At 57.8% G+C, this 19,939-nt stretch carries 16 protein-coding genes and 2 pseudogenes; 16 read left to right on the forward strand and 2 right to left on the reverse strand.

Annotation, left to right across the window (positions count from 1 at the left end; translation table 11 throughout):
• The first annotated feature begins 76 nt into the window (after positions 1 to 76).
• The 4 genes from galE to ACETWP_RS05050 all read left to right on the forward strand — a co-directional run bounded on the left by galE (position 77) and on the right by ACETWP_RS05050 (position 3,562).
• Positions 77 to 1,120, forward strand: a complete 1,044-nt coding sequence (gene galE / locus ACETWP_RS05035; RefSeq protein ID WP_373971123.1) for a UDP-glucose 4-epimerase GalE — start codon at positions 77 to 79, stop codon at positions 1,118 to 1,120.
• Positions 1,121 to 1,766: 646 nt separating this feature from the next.
• Positions 1,767 to 2,279, forward strand: a complete 513-nt coding sequence (locus tag ACETWP_RS05040; protein ID WP_373971124.1) for a hypothetical protein — start codon at positions 1,767 to 1,769, stop codon at positions 2,277 to 2,279.
• Between the two features lie 84 nt (positions 2,280 to 2,363).
• Complete coding sequence (locus ACETWP_RS05045; protein ID WP_373971125.1) at positions 2,364 to 2,693, forward strand: hypothetical protein; 330 nt, start codon at positions 2,364 to 2,366, stop codon at positions 2,691 to 2,693.
• 77 nt (positions 2,694 to 2,770) lie between these two features.
• A complete protein-coding gene (locus tag ACETWP_RS05050) occupies positions 2,771 to 3,562 on the forward strand; it encodes a heparin lyase I family protein (protein WP_373971126.1) in 792 nt (263 codons plus the stop codon).
• A 413-nt stretch (positions 3,563 to 3,975) separates the two neighbouring features.
• Here ACETWP_RS05050 and ACETWP_RS05055 read toward each other — a convergent pair whose 3' ends face one another.
• Both ACETWP_RS05055 and ACETWP_RS05060 read right to left on the reverse strand, forming a co-directional pair.
• Positions 3,976 to 4,404 (reverse strand): hypothetical protein, encoded by a 429-nt coding sequence (locus ACETWP_RS05055; RefSeq protein ID WP_373971127.1) that lies wholly within the window; start codon positions 4,402 to 4,404, stop codon positions 3,976 to 3,978.
• A 412-nt stretch (positions 4,405 to 4,816) separates the two neighbouring features.
• Positions 4,817 to 5,464: a helix-turn-helix domain-containing protein gene (locus ACETWP_RS05060; RefSeq protein WP_373971320.1), complete on the reverse strand. Its 648-nt coding sequence runs from the start codon at positions 5,462 to 5,464 to the stop codon at positions 4,817 to 4,819.
• A 182-nt stretch (positions 5,465 to 5,646) separates the two neighbouring features.
• Between ACETWP_RS05060 and ACETWP_RS05065 the strand changes: the two genes are divergently transcribed.
• From ACETWP_RS05065 to ACETWP_RS05120, 12 genes and pseudogenes are all read left to right on the forward strand, one after another.
• Entirely contained in the window at positions 5,647 to 7,665 is a 2,019-nt protein-coding gene (locus ACETWP_RS05065) for a right-handed parallel beta-helix repeat-containing protein (RefSeq protein WP_373971128.1), read from the forward strand.
• A 461-nt stretch (positions 7,666 to 8,126) separates the two neighbouring features.
• Positions 8,127 to 8,760 (forward strand): annotated as a pseudogene (locus ACETWP_RS17415) (IS21 family transposase); the annotation flags it as partial.
• Positions 8,761 to 8,840: 80 nt separating this feature from the next.
• Positions 8,841 to 9,589 (forward strand): annotated as a pseudogene (locus ACETWP_RS05070) (ATP-binding protein).
• Between the two features lie 222 nt (positions 9,590 to 9,811).
• The gene (locus ACETWP_RS05080; RefSeq protein ID WP_373971131.1) at positions 9,812 to 10,888 is read left to right on the forward strand and encodes a glycosyltransferase family 4 protein; all 1,077 of its coding nucleotides are present in this window, start codon (positions 9,812 to 9,814) and stop codon (positions 10,886 to 10,888) included.
• A gap of 1,044 nt (positions 10,889 to 11,932) precedes the next feature.
• The gene (locus tag ACETWP_RS05085; RefSeq protein ID WP_373971132.1) at positions 11,933 to 12,694 is read left to right on the forward strand and encodes a WecB/TagA/CpsF family glycosyltransferase; all 762 of its coding nucleotides are present in this window, start codon (positions 11,933 to 11,935) and stop codon (positions 12,692 to 12,694) included.
• The gene (locus tag ACETWP_RS05090) at positions 12,691 to 13,134 is read left to right on the forward strand and encodes a serine O-acetyltransferase (RefSeq protein WP_373971133.1); all 444 of its coding nucleotides are present in this window, start codon (positions 12,691 to 12,693) and stop codon (positions 13,132 to 13,134) included. The genes ACETWP_RS05085 and ACETWP_RS05090 overlap by 4 nt, the downstream gene beginning before the upstream one ends.
• Positions 13,135 to 13,236: 102 nt before the next feature.
• Positions 13,237 to 14,511 carry a lipopolysaccharide biosynthesis protein gene (locus ACETWP_RS05095; RefSeq protein ID WP_373971134.1) on the forward strand — a complete coding sequence of 425 codons (1,275 nt, stop codon included), beginning with the start codon at positions 13,237 to 13,239 and terminating at the stop codon, positions 14,509 to 14,511.
• Entirely contained in the window at positions 14,511 to 15,593 is a 1,083-nt protein-coding gene (locus tag ACETWP_RS05100; RefSeq protein ID WP_373971135.1) for a glycosyltransferase, read from the forward strand. Before ACETWP_RS05095 ends, ACETWP_RS05100 begins: the two co-directional genes overlap by 1 nt.
• Entirely contained in the window at positions 15,590 to 16,906 is a 1,317-nt protein-coding gene (locus tag ACETWP_RS05105; protein WP_373971136.1) for a hypothetical protein, read from the forward strand. Before ACETWP_RS05100 ends, ACETWP_RS05105 begins: the two co-directional genes overlap by 4 nt.
• Entirely contained in the window at positions 16,854 to 17,654 is an 801-nt protein-coding gene (locus ACETWP_RS05110) for a glycosyltransferase (RefSeq protein WP_373971137.1), read from the forward strand. Before ACETWP_RS05105 ends, ACETWP_RS05110 begins: the two co-directional genes overlap by 53 nt.
• Positions 17,655 to 17,763: 109 nt before the next feature.
• Positions 17,764 to 18,795: a GDP-mannose 4,6-dehydratase gene (gene gmd, locus ACETWP_RS05115; RefSeq protein WP_373971138.1), complete on the forward strand. Its 1,032-nt coding sequence runs from the start codon at positions 17,764 to 17,766 to the stop codon at positions 18,793 to 18,795.
• On the forward strand, positions 18,796 to 19,767 hold the full coding sequence (locus ACETWP_RS05120) for a GDP-L-fucose synthase family protein (protein WP_373971139.1): 972 nt from the start codon (positions 18,796 to 18,798) through the stop codon (positions 19,765 to 19,767).
• Positions 19,768 to 19,939: the final 172 nt, after the last annotated feature.

The raw sequence follows: 19,939 nt of genomic DNA on the forward strand, positions 1-19,939 counted from the left end.
CCTCGAAACCGCTCTAGGACACCCGATCCTCCGGGTGATTTGGAGTCGTAGCGCTTGGGGCATCTAAGCTGATCCAATGCGTATTCTCGTCACCGGTGGAGCAGGCTACATTGGCACACACACGGTCCTCCAGCTCTTGACTGAGGGCCATGACGTGCAGGTAATCGACAACCTCTGTAATTCGGAACGAGAAGGCTTACGTCGCGTCGAAGAACTTGCGGGGCGATCTGTAGCCCTGCATACCGATGACCTCCTGAAACCGGATTCCCTCGAGCGAATCTTTGCATCCTGGGATCCCGAGGCCGTGATTCATTTCGCCGGACTAAAAGCGGTTGGACAGTCTGTAGCAGAGCCGTTGAAGTATTATCAAAATAATGTTGCCGGGACGCTTAACTTACTGGATGTCATGGAACGCCACGATGTTCGCATTCTCGTCTTTAGTTCGTCGGCTACGGTATACGGTGACGCGACGCACCAGCCTATAGCCGAGGATCAAAGACTGTCGGCGACCAACCCGTATGGCCGCACTAAATTGCATGTCGAACGAATGCTTGACGACCTGGCAGCTTCGGACCCGAGGTGGGCGATTGCAAAGCTTCGATATTTTAACCCTGTTGGCGCACACGCTTCTGGGCGGATCGGTGAAGATCCGCAGGGCGTTCCCAACAATCTGCTTCCAGTCATTGCACAAGTAGCCGTCGGCCACCGCGAGCGTGTGAAGGTATTCGGAGGAGACTACCCGACCCCGGACGGGACGGGGGTCCGAGACTTTATCCATGTCGTCGACCTCAGCTCCGGGCACCTTGCGGCTCTGGACTACCTTGTAGACAACGGCGGGCTTCATGCGTGGAATTTGGGAACGGGACAAGGGTCCTCTGTGCTTGAAGTAATCGAATCATTCAGCCGGATAGCGGATCGCGACATTCCTTATGAGATTGTTGAGCGACGGACAGGCGATGTTGCCGTTTCTTACGCGGATCCCACTGCAGCACGACGCGAAATCGGCTGGAAGTCTGAGCGAGGCTTGGAACAAATGGTGGCAGACACTTGGAACTGGCAATCGCAGAACCCGATTGGGTACAAGCCTGAACAATGCCCTGCAATCGAAGACGAAGGGTGAGATTGAGCGGCTCTCAGAGGTGTCCGGCCGACGCGCTGGTTAGATAACTGAAATGGTTGCGACCTCTCAGATTCGTGTTACCACGACGCTCATCTGATCTGAACGGTTAGTACCGCTGCGGGTAACGCCCCTTCATGACCGCAACAACGCCAGTCTCGCGCATTGTGGCGGCATGAGTGGCGGATAGCGGCAGTTGGTAGCGGTGGTCCAGAGAGTTGGTGGAGAACCTCATCACATCATCGTGGGCACACGATCTCATGACATCGTGGACACCGTCCCTTGCGCGGTGCACGTGGACAGTCAATGGCATGACCAACCTACTTTCGCCCAGCACACCGGTTGCAATCATCAACCTCGACCCGACTCAACCCCATTCCCTGACGGCGAGCGAGTTCTGCAAATCGCTGATAATCTCCCGCAGCGTGTTCTATAAGGTCCGCGGCCGTGCCGCCACCGAATCAACGGCCGCACTGCATCCGCGATCCCGGGCACCGAAACAGCCGGCACGCCGCTACGGGCCAGAAGTCGTCAACGAGCTGGTCAGGATCCGCAAACAGTCGAAGTCCGATGGGTGGACTACGGGCCACACACGATCTACTACGAAGCCACCATCCAGGGCGCCTTCCCCGGTCCCAAGGTCCCCTCCGTGGCGACGATCGCCAGACTTCTGGCCAGCGTCGGACAGGTCGAGCACTCACCACGCAAGCGTCCAAAATCCTCCTACATCCCCGTCGTGCGTGCCACGGCGATGGTCCTGTGGCAGCTCGACGCCTTCGAATTCCGCTTAGCCAGCGGACAGACGATGACGGTCTACCAGCTGCTTGACGCCCCCCCCTACGCCTGGGCATACCGGCGGGAGGAAAGCAGCGCCGACGCCCAACGAGTCCTCGCGACGACCATCGACGCCCATCGAGCCCCGCAAGAGGTCTTGAGTGACAACGAGCTGGCGTTCAACCAACTGCACCTGGGCACGATCGGATCCGTGGAAATCTTCCTGGCTTTCAAGGGCACCATGCCGATCAGTGGTCTGCCGGGCAAGCCCACCACCCAAGGCAAGAACGAACGCGCCCATCAAACCCTGCAGCGGTTTCTCGAAGCCGACCGACCCGGCTCCCTGGAACAATCGCGCGAACGGATCGCCCGCTACAAGCAGCACTAACCACCGTCGACCGCACCGGTCCCTGAATCAGTCCACCCACACACCGCGTGGGAGCTGCTCGCGCATACGCCGGCGACGGAGCCGTTGGCGCTGGCTGTTCTGGAAAGCAAAGCCGCCGAGTACCGTCAGGTGCGCAGGCTCAGGCAGCTCGAGCTGGGGCTTGCCGCGGTGACCATGTCCAAGTCCGGGATGATTATCGAAGGCGACGTCCTTGGCGGCGAACGGGTAAAGCAGGCTGCCAACCAGATCCTCGTGCAGGCCAGCCCGGAAAACCGGCAGGTCTCCTACCAGGGGTACACGTGTCGTTGCCGACGACGTTCGCCGGACGGGCGATGCCCCGTTCCTGTGAGCTTCCAGAATGGGGCCGGCGCGACCTATCACCAAAATTGGCTGCAACGTACGATGTGCGCATAAATCAATATGAGGTACTCCCATATAGGTCGGCCTCAGGGCACTGCGGCCGTCTGTCCCATTCGCTGGAGATTGGTGACATGAAAATACGGATCAGAGCTTCCCTCCGGGTCATCGGAGGGATATTGACGGCAGCCATGATGGTAACCACATTAGTCGGCGAGAAACCCATTACGTACAAATCGGCGCCAGCCGTCGCGATTGTTGGCGGCGATGCATATGTGCTTCAGACACCTGGAAATGGCCACAACGCGAAAGTTGCGACCAATCGCAAGTCTATACATAAGTTCCAGCTCCGAGCCAAGGATCTAAACCGCACAGAGCCCTCGAGCCAACGCGTGGAATACGCGGGCGCAGCCAAGATGCCTTTCAGTAAAGACGTCTGGGTCGCGTTCAGTCTCAAAGTGGATAAGGCACCTACGCCCCCTTGGGTACTGGTTGGTCAGTTTCACCAGACGGAAGACAAAGGTGAGCCCGGCACCTCGCCAGTCTTTGCGCAGGAGCTGAACAACGGGCGTTTCCAGATAGTCACGCGTGGAGACGCCGGGAAGATCACGCGATCTACAACAATCAAGCAACGTATTCACTACATAAATCCTGCGTTTCCGCGTGGCCAATGGGTAAATTTCGTCTACCGCCTAAGATTTGAACGCAACGGGAGCGGCCGAATTCAGGCTTGGATCGGAGGAAAGCAGGTAGTAAACGCAACCGGACCCCTGGGATGTAATGACCGAATCGGCCCCTACTGGAAGTTCGGCATTTACCGTGCGAAAAATCCGGGGCGGAAGGCGATAACAGTCCACTATGCGAATGTTGAAGTCGGTACCGCCTCGCTCCGCTCCCGAATCGCAAAACCTAAGCCGATCCAATAGGGCGAGACTGATTTTGGGTCAGTCTCATATGAGGGATGAATGAGTTCATTTCCGTACCTACGTTGTCTCATATCATCGTCACGATCCGCGAAATGATCACAAATTGAGCCATATCGAGGGACCACTAAGATTGGCGCTCCCACTGAATGAGCACCGTGCGCGCTCTGAGCTCCGCCAAGTAAAGAGACGCCATCCATAGGCTCGGTATTTTTTGTTCTGCTGCCTCCTTCCACTCCAGATGTCGCGGCTCCCTTTTGGTGTTCGTCAATCCGCCACGGGACCTGCATGGTCCCAGCCCTTATAGATGGTTCCCTTGCCGCGTGGCTCCAGCTGGTGGCGCCAGTCCGGCGAGTTGGTGTGTGATCTCGTCACATCGTGGACGCTAGATCTCCCGACCTCTGAGACGCCGGAGTTCAGGACTTCGTGCACAACACGGCGGGCTGGGCGTCGAAGTCGGCCGGCGAGGCGAAGGAGTGCGCGGGCATGAACGAGGTCTCGAACCAGCCGTTGCGACGCTCCACCACGCCCTTGGACTCGGGATCGTTCGGCGGCAGCAGCACCAGGCGGGTCGCGAGGGTTCCCATGAACGCGTCCACGCCCTCGGCGTGGCGCCTTCCCCGCCTGATGCCGGTTTTCTCGTTGTCCCAGATGAGCCGGCGCGGAACCCTCCCCAGGCGCCGGATCAGCTCCCACGAACCCAGCAGCGGATCCTCCGTTGTCCGTGTCGGAAGCATGCGGGCGAGCATGAAGCGCGAGTGCGCGGCCGTGAGCACCAGCACCGGCAACGACCCCGCGGTCCCGTCCTCGAGTGGGATCTTCGTTGGGGGGACCACAAATCGCATTGCGCCGCGTCCCCGGGGTCCCAGACCAGGCGATCGGCCGGATCGATCCTGCGGTGCTCCGGCCGCACGGCACGCACGTTCTCGCGGAACCCCGTCACCGAGCCTTCCCAGCCGACGCGCTCGGCGAGCACCGTCGCCGGGATGTCCGGATCCGTCCGCAGGAGCTCCCGCACCCGCGCCTCGAACGGGGTGAAGGACGTCGCCACCGTCCTGCGCCGGTATTGCGGCGGGCCCTGGGAATTCACCGCCTTGGCCACCGTGGTGCGGGAGATCCCCAAACGCGCGGCGATCCGCCCCTCGGCAGCCAGCCTCGTGATCAGCGCCCAATCCTCCAAAGTAATCACTCTCCAATCGTCGAGTGTCCACTTTTCAAGCGTCGTCGACAACCCGGTAGTCCTTCCGGCGGCGTGGCCTAAGACCCGTCCGTCCGCCGCACAGGGAAATGACCGGATCCACGAAAAGCTCCAGGCCTTCGCCCCGTATAGCGTCTGCTATTCCGTATCAGGCACAATGTGCTTTTCCGGTTGCCCCATGAAGTCGGCGCGACGGTGCTGATCTGGCGGGGGCTCCACCGCTGTTTCAGCTGCTCGCGCACAAACTCCTTCAGCTCCAGGTTGCCGGCCATCCTCCCCGTTCGCGTTCGGCTCCGTCTGCGCTCGGCATTGCGCTGACCCGTCCGGGGACGGTAGTTGCCGGAGGATTCATGATCGTTCCGGCGGATCTCCCTGCTCACGGTCGATGGATTGCGCGCCAGCTCCATGGCAATGGCTCGGATGCTGCGACGGGTCTGCAAGAGGTCCGCGATCGTGATCCGTTCGGACTCCGAGAGAAACCCGGCGGAGACCACGGCCGGCTTCTGACGGGAGATGGGAGCGTACCTCTTGATGTCTCCGGATTCCTGAACCACCGTGCGGCTGTGTGGTCGCTGTATGCCGGAATTACGACTGATCCCCACGATCCGGCACGCTTCGGAATTGCCCATTCCCTGTTTCATCAGCTGATGATAGGAGCGCACGCAGCGTTCTTTGGAAAGGCACCCCGTGTCATTTGCGGTCTGCATTTCGCCCAATTGCAGCTCCTCAATTCAAGTGTGCCGCGACCAATGGACGCCAAGCCTTCACCTACACATGACATGTCTAGAACCAATTCGGACTAAGTTGTCATCATCTCATTGAGACACAAACCTTGTCTTTCACATCCGCCCGGAATGTAGACGACCGCGACAAACGCCAGGAGCAAAGCATGGTCAACCGCACGCGAAGAAATCTTCTCGGCCTATCAGTGGGTGGAAGCGCCCTGTCTATTGCCACGGCATTGGTTCGCCAGTCGCCGAATAGCGGTCTGCCAGCTTCGCCGTTTGTGCGAAGTTTGGAGCCACAACAGCAAACGGTGCTCGCGAGCAGGACTCTCGACGAACCCTCGCAGGCGAAGCCTCTCATCAGCGTTCGCGATTTCGGCGCAGTCGGCGACGGTATCTCGGATGACACCATGGCACTGAACAACGCCTTCACATCCGCGGACGAGATCAACCTATGGTTTCCAGCTGGTGTTTATATGATCACGAGTCCCATCGGACGCAATTTCGGCCGAGTCCAGATGACGGGGGCCTCGGGGTCTGTTATCAAGGCGAGCGCTACCTACGAATCGGGCCAGAATCGCGAGATGCTCCGGCTCGCACAGACAGATTACGTATTAATCTCGGGGCTCACGTTCGATGGAAGCAGCCGAGCACTCAATGGCGGTCTTGGGTTCCCTGATTCGTCTAACGGGATAACGGCCATCGCAATAAACTCGCCCGAAGGCGGATTGGTATCCGTAGTGGGTAACACCATATTGGATTTCCCCGAATCGGGTATACATATCTCTGGCGGAGCCGAGGTCCTAGTAGCGCAAAATACCATCAGCAATGGAATGTTTCATGGCATCTCCATCGGCGGCGGGTCCGGCGCGAAAACTGGGGTCGTCCGAGTTTCGGGTAACACAATCTCGGGTCGCGGTGACCAGGGGGCGAGTCCGACCAAGGGTGGTATTGGTATCCTGGTTACTCGCGTCGAAGAAGCCGAGATAGCGAGTAATACGATACACAATATGGCGGACACCGGCACCAAGGCGGAGGGCTGCCCATACGTAACTTATGTGGATAACGTAGTTGTCGATTCTGGAAAAGACGGCCTTAAGGTTCAGCCCTACGGAACCGACTTCCCGACGGTTAAGCGGGCAACCATTACAGGCAACACGGTGAAACGTATCAACGCCTGGCGTTCCGACGGGGCCGCCCTGTTGTTATTGGACAGTGTTGAACGAGCGAACGTATCTGACAATCGGCTGGAGGGCGGGGGAACGCGCCGCGCGGATTCCATCAGATGCGTGAGGAGCTCCATTAGCCCTCTCACCGACATATCCATCCATCGAAACTCCGTCTTCGCGGCAGATGCAGCTGCAATCCGAGTCACTAATACATCGGTGGGGGGCGACCCTCTGGGGCGCCTCGAGATTAGCGAGAACCATGCGGACGGCCCGATCGTGGTTAGCGGACCTGTGGCTCAGGATCTCTCGATCATCCGTAACACTATAGACAACAGAGGAATTCTCAGGACAGACACCTACGGGATCAGCGCCACACAAATGGCGGGTCGGAAGATCGAGATCGCGGACAACGACATAACGGATTTTCTTGGCGGCCCCATTGTCAGCGTGCTTGGCGGCAAGAATATTCGGCTGCTCACCATGTCGCGTAACGCCATCCGTGATTGTTCCGATTGGGGATGCCGCGCACTAGCCGCGGGGTCTGGCACAGCGACGATCGAAATCTTAGATATGAGCTACAACACATTTGCCGGCACTTCTAAAGCCGGAAGTCCAAAACCTGCCATCATCCGTGTGGACGTAACTTCACTCGCCATCCAGTCCATGCGGGTAACCGGGAATCTGAGCAAAAGGATCGGATCAATTGGGATTGTAGCTTTGCTGCAGATTACGGGAGGGAATCACCCCATCGCGCTACTGCACTATAGCGAGAACGCACCATTCGATCTTGATAGTCACATAATCTTGGGCGAGTCTTTCGTAGTGCGCATCATTGGCTATGCGCGGGCATCCGCTCCTAACTGGGGTACCTGGGACCTAGGTGACTACATTCGAAATAGCGGTCCGCGAGAACTGGGGCCGCTTGGCAGTCATTATGTCGTTCAGGGCTTTAGGTGTGTCGCGAGTGGATCGCCCGGCAGATGGGTTGAAGAGCGAATGCCCATCGGGCAATGAAGCTGTCCCAATATCCGCCACCGAGCATTGTCGCTCGTTATCGATCCGACGTCGCTAAGCATGCGAACCCTCGTTGCGGCCCATCGCCTACCGAGACATGCGATAGGCAATGACATGTCATTGAAAGCGAACTAGAGATCCAGCCTCTCGGCGGGTAGCTCGCTAGCCCGGGACTAAATGCACGAGGTTCGATATATGACGGTTTTCTGAGATTGCTGAACGTTGAGGTTGACGGTGAGTCCTTTAAAAAAGATGGCCTAGGGAGCGCGCTAAATCGGCGCCAATGTGATGCAGGCACCCGGCAACTGACCACAGCGAAGTCTTTGCCTCTTGACACTAGTCATCCCTGTCTGAGGAGCTGCGAGGTATCGCGAGACGACTCTCGAGAAACTCGCGTCCATTTGTCCAGAATGAAGATTGGCTTTTGTGAACACCACCTGGGATGCTCCTTCCACCATGTCAGCCGGTATGCGTTCGTGGAAGCGAGCCTGGATATGCGGCAGGAGTCGTCGCTGCGCGCTCATGCGGCGACGTTCGCCTTCTTCGGCGGCAGCGTCCCGCGCCTGGCGCCGGGCAACCTGAAGACAGGGGGTCTCCCATCCACGCGAGGGCGAAACGATCGTCAACGACGCCTACCGCGAGATGGCGGCGCACTACTCGGCCGCGGTCTTGCCGGGCAGGGGCCGGCATCCGAGGGACAAGGCGAGCGTCGAGAACATGGCATCCCACGTAGCTACCTGGGTCATCGCCGGGCTCCGACACGAACGGTTCACGTCCCTGGCGCGGTTGCGAGCACGGATCCGGGAGCAGATCGACGCCCACAACCGGCAGCCGTTCCAGAAACGCGAGGGCTCCCGACTGAGCGTGTTCACCCGGCCAGATGGGCTCGGCCACGGTGACGGTGATCGGCCGGATCTTCGAAGCCGCCTCCATCGAGGAGGCCGGGATCGACCCGGCGTTGGCAGTGCTGCGCCTCTCGCGTCGTTTCTCCCCGGCCCGGGTCGAAGCAACCTGCGCGATGGCGCTGCCGGAGCCGATCCGCTCCCCGCGCGCTACGCTCACCCGCGGCCGACCCTGGATACCGAGCAGGACAAAACCGGCCACGTCCCGGAGGAACCCGAGGGTGATGGTGGCGGATAGGTCCGCGGCGGCGCCTACTATGCGGGAAGGACCCGTTGAGCCGCCTGGACGGCGAGACCAAGCCCAAGCTCCGGGAGATGAACGCCGGAGAGCTGCCCGAGGCGATCGACACCCAAGACGAAACACCCTCGATCAGCTTGTCGTTCGAGGAACGGGTCCGGCTCGTCGTCGACGACGCCTATTCGACCTTCACCCACTCCAAGGTCGCCGGGCTCATCCGACGGGCGGGGCTGCGCTACCCAAACGCGGATTTGCGGCGCATCGACCCGCTCGACGAACGCGGTCTGAACCGGCCGCTGCTGACCCAGCTCGGCACCTGCTCGTTCATGGACCGACAACAGAACATCGTCTTCCATGGGTTCACCGGATCAGGGAAGTCGTATGAGGACTGCGCGATCGCCAAACGGGCCTGCGAGCACCGCATCCGCGCCCACTACGTCCGCATGCCCGACCTCGAGGAAGCCTGGGTCGCCGCCCAATACAGCCCCGGCGGGCCGGGAAGTTCCTGCGCAAATACGCCGCGTTCACCCTGCTTGTCATCGACGAGTGGTTGCTGGGCCGGCCCACGGAGTCGATGCGCGGCATGCTGCTGGAGTTGATGGAGCGCCGCTACGGCAAAACGTCGACGGTGTTCTGCACCCAGTATTCGCAGAAGGACTGGCACCAGCGCCTCGGCTCCGGTGTCCACGCGGACGCGATCATGGACCGGATCATCCACAACACCGTCTGGGTTAAGACCGGCGACTACAACTTGCGCGGGCACACGGCCCTCACCAGCGCGTAGTCCGTGTCGGGGAGCACCGGTGGTGCTGAGCCACACCACGACTGGTGGTCTCGCACACGATCGGTGGTGCTGAGCCGCACGATTGGGTGGTGCTCAACGCCTCAAATACTCATCCACAACAAGAGCGCGAGTCCATAGGCTCGAATCAAGCATGCCGTAAAGGATGCGTAGCTCGAGTACGCAAATCACATACGATAGTTACAAGAGTGGCTGGGGGGGTACATGACAAAAAAGTCCAGTACGGATGAAAGCAAGATTCACATCTTGGTGGTTGGCCCATTGCCAAATACCGCCGGCGGCATCGGCACCATGATGGGACATCTATCCGAATCAGTGTCATACCACACGCATCTATCGTTCGCAGATTCCGGCGCGACCGGACGCCACCGCATTGCCCGACTAACTGCGCTGTTGCTGAAGATCGCCAAGGAGCGGCACTCCATAAACGTCGTACACGTAAATCTATCCAAAAAGGGTTCAACCTGGAGAAAGTTGATTGTCACTCTGGCCCTACGTGGACTTCGGGTTCCGTACCTGTTGCATCTGCACAGCGGCAACTACTTGGAGTTTCTTGGAGCGTGCGGCCCCGTTGCTCACAAGCTGATATACGGGATGTTCCAGAGCGCTGAGAGGGTGGTAGTCCTAGGTGAGCGCTGGAAGCAGTCTTTGTCAAGCCTGCGCCTAGTGGACGATCACCGGCTAAAGGTCATTCCGAACGCCGTGCCCGACCTGTATTGCGGACTTCCGCGCCCCGGCTCCAACCGCATCATATTCGTTGGGAGGCTGTCGGAGGCGAAAGGTGTAGCCGACTTGATATTGGCTTGTCGCGCAATTCCAGCCGAGATTCCTTGGACACTGCATCTGGTGGGAGACGAACCTCAGTCGGCACAGTCAATACCCCACCTGCACGATTCTCGAGTATTCAAGACAGGCTGGCTTTCGCCGGCAGCGACATCGCAAATGTTTAACGAGTCCGATCTCTTCGTTCTACCGTCATACGCTGAAGGTTTGCCCATGTCACTCCTGGAGGCCATGTCACACGGCTTGCCATGCATAGCAAGCCATGTTGGTGCTATCCCGGAAGTTCTTTTGGACGGACGAGTTGGCCGGCTAGTTGCCCCAGGAGACATTACGGCGCTTACTGCCACGATCGTAGATCTATTGCAGAGCCCGAAGCTGGCGTCTGACCTGGGCGCCAGCGCACGCTTGGAGTGGCAAAAAAGATTCAGTCTCGATATGTACAGGATCCAGATGGATCAGGTGTACCTCGAAATAGCAGAGAAAGAACCGATGCAATGATCCGAAGCAGCTTACGCGAAGAGATTCAGGCGTCTGCAGATGAAGCACTAGCGTTTGCGCTCAGGCACGATTTTGCCGGCCCTGATCCGTACGACGGTCTGCTATCCCCCATAGCGGCACACCTCCCCGGACCCAAGGCTCGGCAACTGCTTGTACAAGCCAATAAGCGAGGAGGGGCCATCTCGAGAGCAATCCTGCGCGTCCCCCCTGTCCGCATGGGTAAGACACTCGCGTTGTTTTCCTTGGCGGCCGGGTTGCAGGGCGATGAACAACTCGCTCAGAGACTCGTCGACACTCTGTTGGCGGAAAGCGACGGTGGTCCGTGGGGATACGAATTCGATGTCCAGACTCGGTGGTCCTACTATCCGAAGGGAGTACCTAACGTAGTAGCCACTGCTTTCGCCTTGCGGGCCATTGATGCGGCGGGACGGATAAATGACGTCTCAGCTCGGACCTCAGAATGGCTTAATAGCCTCTATGATGCGCGCGGGTATTTCCACTACACACCGACCTCTGACTCCCTAATTCACAATGGGAGTCTTTTGGCCGCCGAAGCCCTAACCCGGTTGGGATACTCGTCGACGTATTGCCAGACGGCCATTGACACGACAGTTGCTCACCAAGCACCGGGCGGAGCTTGGGCCTACGGATCGAGCGAAAGCCTGGCGTGGCGCGACAGTTTCCATACTGTGTATGTTCTGGATAGTCTTCAATATCTCGGGCAGCGGGGGTTTAATATCGGGGAAGCCTATGAAGCAGGACGCCGGTATTGGCTGGATCACTTCTTCCTACCAGATGGTCGCGCCACGTACTTCGCGGACGGAAAACGACCCTCAAACGACGTGCACAATCTTGCGACGGTCGCTGGTGCCCTGATCCGACATAAAGTCGACGGACACCATGCGCACTTGCAAGATCGTGTATATGCGCAACTCATGGCTCGGCAAGGTAGAGACGGCGGCTATCGAAATTCATCCACGTCACAGGCATTTCTGCGCTGGAATCAGGGGCACGCGTACCTAGCGCTGGCGCTAGGAGCCCAAGATGAAGAGTAGGGATACCGCTTGGATCGCGGGAGTCCGTATTGACCGCATGGACATGCAGGCATCTGTTCGAGCGGCGCTCGACCTCATAGAGTCCGGTACTCCGCATCAGCATGTAGTGGTAAATGCAGCCAAACTCGTAGCCGCACAGAACGACCCCGCCCTTATGGAGATTCTGAATGGTTGCTCGCTCATCAACGCTGATGGTCAGTCTGTGGTTTGGGCCAGTCGGCTGTTGCGAGATCCACTGCCGGAGCGGGTGGCTGGCATAGACTTCATGAATGAGCTCATCGAACGCGCGCACGAGAACAATCTAAGGATCTACCTCCTTGGGGCGTCCAGTGACGTCGTTGAGAAGGTCGCGACGGAGTTCGAGCGACGCGGAGCCAATGTTGTTGGTTACCGCAACGGCTATTGGGGTGGATCTACATCGGATCGACTTGTTGCAGAGGAAATAGCCGCGCTGAACGTGGATGTCCTGTTCGTTGCAATTCCCTCGCCTGCTAAAGAGATTTTTCTGCAAAGATATCTTGATACTCTCAATGTCGGTCTGGCTGTGGGTGTTGGCGGATCATTTGACGTTGTAGCGGGGAAGACTTCGCGGGCCCCTCGAGTTCTCCAGCGACTCGGTCTGGAATGGCTTTTCCGTCTTGCTCAAGAGCCCAGACGAATGGCTAGGCGCTACTTCGTTGGTAACTCCAAAATGGTTCTCCTGATTCTGCGATCCATGTTCCGGCGACCACGTGGAGCTCGAATCGAATGACACTGTTTTTTTACAGAATTGGCCACTGGTCATATCGTCGCAAAATACCGATCGCACCGAGGGTGTGCACGGTACTTACGCAGCTGATCTTTGGAGCCCACATACCCTCGTCTTGTTCTATTGGACAGGGAACAAAAATCGCGTATGGGGGCTCTGGTCTCGTCGTGCATGCCCGCGCTCGAATTGGAAAAGATTGCCTCCTTTCCCCCGGTGTCGTCATTGGGGGACGAGCAGGTCAAAATGGCGTCCCAGTTGTCCATGACAACGTGAGTATCTTTCCGGGCGCGAAGATTCTAGGCGCAGTCGAAATCGGAAACGGTTGTCAGGTGGGAGCTAACGCCATCGTCATCGCGAGTTTGCCAGAACATTCAGTTGTAGTAGCGCCCCTAGGTCGACTACTTCCTAGATCACAAAAAGACGACAGCGGCATGACGCAATGATTTCAGCTTGGATCGCGTCTGCAGAAATACCGCGAAAATCCGCACTCATTCACCAGAGCACAGGCATGGCCCCTTGAAATCTATCCATAGGCGTCGTTAGCGGTGATTCAGCTCATTTTCAAAAGCCTCTTGGCTCGAGGCCTGACACTTCCCGTTACCCTAGTCTGCGGACTTCTGACGACGAGCCTGATCATCGGATACAGCGGGTCTGTTGCGTATGGAACTATTGCACTCGTTGCTACACTGTTCTCTTTGTTGCCGTTCTCAGACTTGGGACTGGGAGCGGGTGTGGTGAACGCTGTGGCCACGGAAAAGGTCCAGGCAGTCCAGCGTTCCGCAGTGTTGACGGCAGGATTTGTCCTCTGTCTGCCAGCAACGATCCTAATTTTGTTGGCCGGCGCGGGTACACACCTGTTTTCTTGGACAGGCGTGCTCGGACTTTCCGGGCTTCCTCAAGCACAACTCGATTTGGCGACAGCCCTAGCCCTCGTTCTATTTGCACTTAGTGTGCCCTTGGGAGTTGGCCAACGGGCATTAATGGGTCTAAATCAGAACCACAAGGCCGTAACGCTATCTGTCACCACGAGTATCGTGGCGCTGGTATTCACTCTCTTCTGGACCATCGGCGAACTCCCGCCAGCTTGGCTCGTTGTCGGTCAGCCACTTGGCATGCTGTTGACTGGGCTGGCGTGCACATATCAAGCGCTACAAGCACTACGTGTTCCCAAGAGCTCCGTTTTGGGTGAACTAAGGTATCCGATTGGCAAGCTTTTCGCTCAAGCCGCACCCATGCTGCTGATCATGATCGGGCTACCCATTGCCTTGCAGAGTCACAGGCTGCAGCTTGCGCACTTGGGGACTGTCGAGGACCTCAGCGAGTACAGCCTAGCGATGCAACTTTATTTGCCCGTATGGTCTGTGATCGTTGCTGGCGCAGGCGCAATGTGGTCCCAATTCGCGAACAATCGTGGGTCCGATGTCATCGGGAAGTCGCTTGGTCACGCATTTGTTGCCTTCGGCATTATAGGTGGTGCATCAGGCTTGGCCTTCGGGACCCTGGTGCCGCCGGCGGCATCAATCCTTTCAGGCGGTAGCATTGTCGTTCACCCAATGACAGCCATGGCTGGCGGCTTCTTCTTGCTCATACAGGCCATCCAGCAGGTGCCGGGAATGTACTTCACTACTCGTGCGGGGCTTTGGTTGCAGGCCCGGTGTACCTTTTTGCTCTGCGTGATCGCAGTGCCCCTATCCATATATCTCATACCCATTTTCGGGGCAAGTGCGCCCTTTTGGGCCAGTTGTGCCGGCGTTGCTCTAGGGCAGATTGCACCCGAGCTGGTCGTCATGCGGAAAGAACATAAGGGGAAGAAGGCATAGTGCAAATCGCCATCATAGTTCCACGGCTCAGAGGCGGCGGAGCAGAGTCAGTAGCACGACAGTGGGTTGCGACGTTAATCCAACATGGCCACGAGTGCGAGATCCTCACGACCCATCACTTCGATGACACAAATGATGCAACCTTTGACTTTCCGGTGACGTCACTGAATTCTCGCGCTGGATTCGTCCGGTCCATCCTCAATCTCCAGCGCGGAATTCGGCGTCGCCAGTATGACGCCGTTTTGGGCGTCATGCCGTACGCGAATCTGGTCGCCATATTCGCATCCGCGGTGCTTCCGCGCCGCCTAGCCCCCCGCGTGATCATCAGCGAACACACTATTCACAGTCGTTACACGGTCGGGGTCGGTTTGGGACCCAGGATTCAATGGTTGCTTGCCCGATTGACTTACCGGATGGCGGATGACGCCATAGCGGTTTCCCATCCCGTGGCCGCGAGTCTGGCGAGACTAGGAGTACGCCGCGACAAGACATGGGTAGTGCTCAACAGCATCTTCCCAAATCTGCCCCCCTCTGTTGCAGCGAGGCCGCCCGTTTCGACGTTCGATTCAATTGGTATCGTTGTCCCTGGGCGTCTTATGCCTGCAAAGCGACCGGAAATGGCGCTACACGTTGCAAAGCTTGTGCGACGTATGACGGGCAAAGAAGTGGTCGTCACATACTTCGGCGACGGGCCCGAGAAGCCCCACCTAGAGTCACTATCCACTGAGTTGGGGGTCCAGGCCGTGCATCGTGGCTGGGTAGACCACTGGTTGGATGAGTGCCCACCAAATGGAGTGGTACTGATTTCCTCACCTCTCGAGGGGCTGGGGAACGTACTCGTGGAAGCCGCCTCCCGGAGGATACCGTCAGTGGCTTCATCGAAAGCGCTTGGAGTTGCTGACGCTTGCATTGATGGCGTGTCGGGAATACTGAGTCTGGACGACACGCCAATGTCGTACGCGAAAGGTGTTGTAGAGGCAATGCGACTCGAGGTGCCCGACTTGTCACCGTGGCTCAACAACTTCACGCAGGACTCCGCATACGCAGGAATTTCGAACATCCTTGGTGATGAGCAGTCGTGACTCTGAGTGATCAGCGCAACCAGATACTCGCACTTAAGGTACCTACCGGCACACGCATCTATGCGGGTCTCGTGGCCTTGTTATCCGGCGTAACATTCACCCCCATATCGGCCTTGACTTGGGGACTCTTGTTGGCGCTGCCGGTGTTACCTCGTGCAATCCGCTTCGCTTACTCGCAGTATTCCGTGTATCGGCGGGCGCTTCCGTTGACCGCGTTGGCATTGGCCACGGCACCGCTGCTGAGCATGTTGGCGCTCCAAGCTGATTCCGGTCGCGATTTCAGCGTGACTATGGCCTTAGCCCAGACTGCGCAGATACTCTCCACCCTTGCACTTGGAGCAGCCGTCATTTGGTGTACCAAGTCGATTCGGATTACGACTTTCCTTGCGCTGTGGTCCATTGGTCTGATTCTCGCAATCCCACTTGCACCAGGACGATTTGAAGAAAATCCTTGGAAATTCGGCCTCGCGCTCCCGGCGACCCTTATAGTTTCCCTAATTTCGACAAAACTTGGATCTGGAGTGTTTCTCCCGGCAATGTGCCTGCTGGCCGTAATTTCGATTCGCTCAGACTATCGATCCTGGATCGCCCTGCTGCTTATCATCACTCTTATCTACCTCGTCGTTCGTGCGCGCCTCACGCAGTCCCCAAGACGACGCCTAAGAAGAGGCAGCTTAATAGCCATCGGTTCTATTCTCCTAGCTACTCCACTATTCTTCCTTTCCGAGATCCTTGCCTCTGGCCTTTTCGGGCGAGGGATAGCGGAACGTTCGCAAACGCAGGCCGATCTCGGTGGCAACGTCTTCATCGGTGGTCGACCCGAGTGGCTGTCAGCGCTATCGCTGTTCCAGCGCGAACCCTGGGGCCATGGATTAGGGATTGTTCCATCAACAACTGACTACCAAATTGCGGTGTCAGCGATACCCGTGGCAGATCCTAGGCTCACGGAGTTGACGACGATTGCCCAGTATTTTAGATCCGGATATTTCGAGTTTCATTCCATTCTTTGGGGGAGCTGGAGCCATTTCGGCGTTGCAGGATTACTGATCGCAATATCACTACTGTTCGCTTGCTACGCCGCCCTTCTTGATGCGTCCGCCCGCAGAATTGCCTCCGTTCCCGCCGTCATCGGTGTCAGTGTCGTTGTGCTCTCCATGGTCCTCGACATTCTGTTCAGCCCTTTTTCGGTAACGAAGATCGCCGTCGGCCTGGCGTGTCTTTCCCTCTTGCACAAATCTACAACCGCGAATCGGGAGAAAAATGACCCAAAAACAACAGCCACTTTTCAGCGTAATAACCATCACGAGAAATGATCTTGCGGGACTGCGAACGACAACTGATTCAGTACACCGACAGTCACTCCAGGATTTCGAACATATTGTCGTCGATGGTGCATCCGAGGACGGAACGGTCGAGTGGCTCTCTCAGAATCTGTCGCTCAACCCGAAGGTGTCGTGGAAATCCGAACACGACACAGGAATTTTTAATGCAATGAACAAGGGTGCGAAGTTGGCGCGGGGCCGACTTCTCGTATTCATGAACTCGGGAGATGTATTCCAAGGCGACGATGATCTGGCGTTTGTCGCCAGTGATTGGAACCGAACCGCTTGGACATGGGCTTTCGGTGAGATGAACTACGTTGACGGCGCGGGAAGGCACCAGGGTGCGACGAATCAGACAGCATCATCCGCGCGGCATCGCGCATTGGGTTTAGCTTTCGCCCCGCACCAGTCCACCTACATGCAGACCAAGTTTTTTCGAGAACTCGGCGGCTTTGATGAGAAATTCATGTTCGCATGCGACCAAGAACTGGCTATTCGGGCTAGTCAGGTAAGCCTCCCGGTAACGTGGCATCGTCCCCTGTCCCGGTTCTTACTTGGTGGTGCCCACAGTCAGACCACTATGCTGGATCGCGAGATGCTGTACCACGCCATGCGTGAAAAGAACGGCGAGCTGCTCTTCGGGACGAAGAATCTGGATAAGACTTTCGCCGCCGCCATGGGGGCTTACCGCCGTCTTAGAATCGCAGGAGGAGCTCGAGTGCGGCGTTGGAGACCTTAGACCCCTATCGACCGAGTCGCTAACGAGCTCACAGCGACTTTAGTGAGTAGAGCCGCAAGTCACTATGCAAAGAGCGAGAACCAGCTTTATCGTAGATCAAGGAAAATAATTGAAACGCGCACTTATCACTGGAATTACTGGTCAAGATGGCTCGTACTTAACAGAACTGCTCCTAGCAAAGGGCTATGAAGTCCATGGACTTATACGACGAGCATCGACCTTTAATACGGCACGGATCGATCATCTTTACGTGGATCCACACCAATCGGGGGCCAAACTATTTCTGCACTATGGCGACTTGTCAGACGGTGCGCGACTAGTCACTCTCCTGGCCGAGATCAAGCCAGACGAAGTTTACAACTTGGCAGCGCAATCACATGTGAGGGTCTCATTTGACGAGCCTGAACACACAGCCAACACCACAGGCATAGGCACTGTGCGACTGCTAGAGGCCATGCGAATGGCGAATGTCGACGCGCGCTTTTATCAGGCATCTTCATCGGAAATGTTTGGCGCCACTCCGCCACCACAGAACGAGGAGACACCTTTCTACCCTAGGTCTCCATACGGCGCTGCAAAGGTCTACAGCTACTGGATCACCAAGAACTATCGCGAGGCATATGGCATGTTCGCCGTCAACGGCATTCTGTTCAACCATGAGTCTCCCCGCCGTGGCGAAACGTTCGTGACCCGCAAGATCACGCGTGCAGTTGCAGCTATCAAGGCGGGTAGGCAGCATGAGCTCTACATGGGCAACCTCGACTCTGTCCGCGACTGGGGCTATGCCGCTGAGTACGTGGAAGGCATGTGGAGGATGCTCCAGGTTGATGAGCCCGAAGACTTCGTGCTGGCGACAGGCGAGGGCTATACCGTCAAGGATTTCCTCGCCTACTCCTTCGAGCACGTTGGACTGAACTGGGAGGACTACGTCAAGTTCGACGAACGCTACCTTCGCCCCACGGAGGTCGATGCCCTCATTGGCGACTACTCCAAGGCCAAGGACAAGCTCGAGTGGGAACCGACCGTCAAGACCCCAGAGCTTGCACGGATCATGGTGGACGCGGACATCGAAACGCTGAAGAACGCCGGCCACCACTGGATCGACTCCGTGGACCTCGACAGCTGGAAAGTCCGCGTCTAGATGGATCCCGCTGCTTTCAAACCACAGTCTCTGGACCGGGACGCGAAGGTCTACGTCGCTGGACACCGGGGTCTAGTTGGTTCCGCGATCTGGCGGAAGCTGGAGTCGGAGGGCTTCACGAATCTGATCGGACGAACGTCCACCGAGCTGGACCTCAAGAACCGGGACGATGTTTTCGGTTTCTTCTCCGAGGAGAAGCCCCAGTACGTTGTTCTCGCTGCCGCCAAGGTCGGCGGCATCATGGCCAACAATTCGTACCCGGTGGACTTCCTGAGCGAGAACTTGCAGATTCAGGTCAACACCATGGACGCCGCGCTTGAGAACGATGTGGAGCGCCTCCTGTTCCTCGGGTCGTCGTGCATCTACCCCAAGCTGGCGCCACAGCCGCTGAAGGAGGAGTACCTCCTCACCGGGCATCTGGAACCCACCAACGATGCCTACGCCATCGCGAAGATCGCAGGCATCCTGCAGGTTCAGGCGGTGCGCCGGCAGTACGGAAAACCGTGGATCTCGGCCATGCCCACCAACCTGTATGGCCCAGGTGACAATTTCTCGCCGACGGGTTCACACGTCATGCCGGCATTGATCCGCCGCTACGATGAGGCGGTTCGAGACGGGACCGAGACAGTGGTCAACTGGGGCACCGGTTCACCGCTCCGTGAATTCCTCCACGTGGATGACATGGCTTCGGCGTGCCTCTTCCTTCTCGAGAATTACGACGGACCGGAACAGGTCAACGTCGGCGTGGGAAGTGATGTAAGCATCAAAGAGCTGGCTGAAACGGTGGCGTCTACCGTCGGCTACACCGGCCGCATGGAGTGGGACGCTAGTCAGCCCGATGGGACGCCGCGCAAGCTCATGGATGTTTCCAAGCTCGCCGCGGCTGGCTGGACCGCTTCGGTTTCTTTGGAGGATGGCATTCGCCAAACCGTCGATTGGTTCCGTGACCATCGGGACAGCTTCCGCGGCTAACAGGGTGGGCGTCGGCTGCTATGGCCGACGCCCCTCTTCTGGGATTAGAACAGGGGCCAGTGTCTGTACTTGCGACAGTGTCCGCATCTGTGCGCGACAATGCGGGCTGTAGCATTGTGGGGTCGCACCTGAACCTCGGGCGCCCGAGCATCACTCAATGCATCAACAACGT

Origin of the sequence: Arthrobacter halodurans (genome assembly GCF_041877255.1) — a bacterium.
GTDB classification, from domain to species: domain Bacteria; phylum Actinomycetota; class Actinomycetes; order Actinomycetales; family Micrococcaceae; genus Arthrobacter_N; species Arthrobacter_N halodurans.

Coding starts and splice junctions, on each gene's coding strand:
- galE (WP_373971123.1), top strand. CDS start 77: ATGCGTATTCTCGTCACCGGTGGAGCAGGCTACATTGGCACACACACG.
- ACETWP_RS05050 (WP_373971126.1), top strand. CDS start 2,771: ATGAAAATACGGATCAGAGCTTCCCTCCGGGTCATCGGAGGGATATTG.
- ACETWP_RS05055 (WP_373971127.1), bottom strand. CDS start 4,404: ATGCGATTTGTGGTCCCCCCAACGAAGATCCCACTCGAGGACGGGACC.
- ACETWP_RS05060 (WP_373971320.1), bottom strand. CDS start 5,464: ATGCAGACCGCAAATGACACGGGGTGCCTTTCCAAAGAACGCTGCGTG.
- ACETWP_RS05065 (WP_373971128.1), top strand. CDS start 5,647: ATGGTCAACCGCACGCGAAGAAATCTTCTCGGCCTATCAGTGGGTGGA.
- ACETWP_RS05080 (WP_373971131.1), top strand. CDS start 9,812: ATGACAAAAAAGTCCAGTACGGATGAAAGCAAGATTCACATCTTGGTG.
- ACETWP_RS05085 (WP_373971132.1), top strand. CDS start 11,933: ATGAAGAGTAGGGATACCGCTTGGATCGCGGGAGTCCGTATTGACCGC.
- ACETWP_RS05090 (WP_373971133.1), top strand. CDS start 12,691: ATGACACTGTTTTTTTACAGAATTGGCCACTGGTCATATCGTCGCAAA.
- ACETWP_RS05110 (WP_373971137.1), top strand. CDS start 16,854: ATGACCCAAAAACAACAGCCACTTTTCAGCGTAATAACCATCACGAGA.
- ACETWP_RS05120 (WP_373971139.1), top strand. CDS start 18,796: ATGGATCCCGCTGCTTTCAAACCACAGTCTCTGGACCGGGACGCGAAG.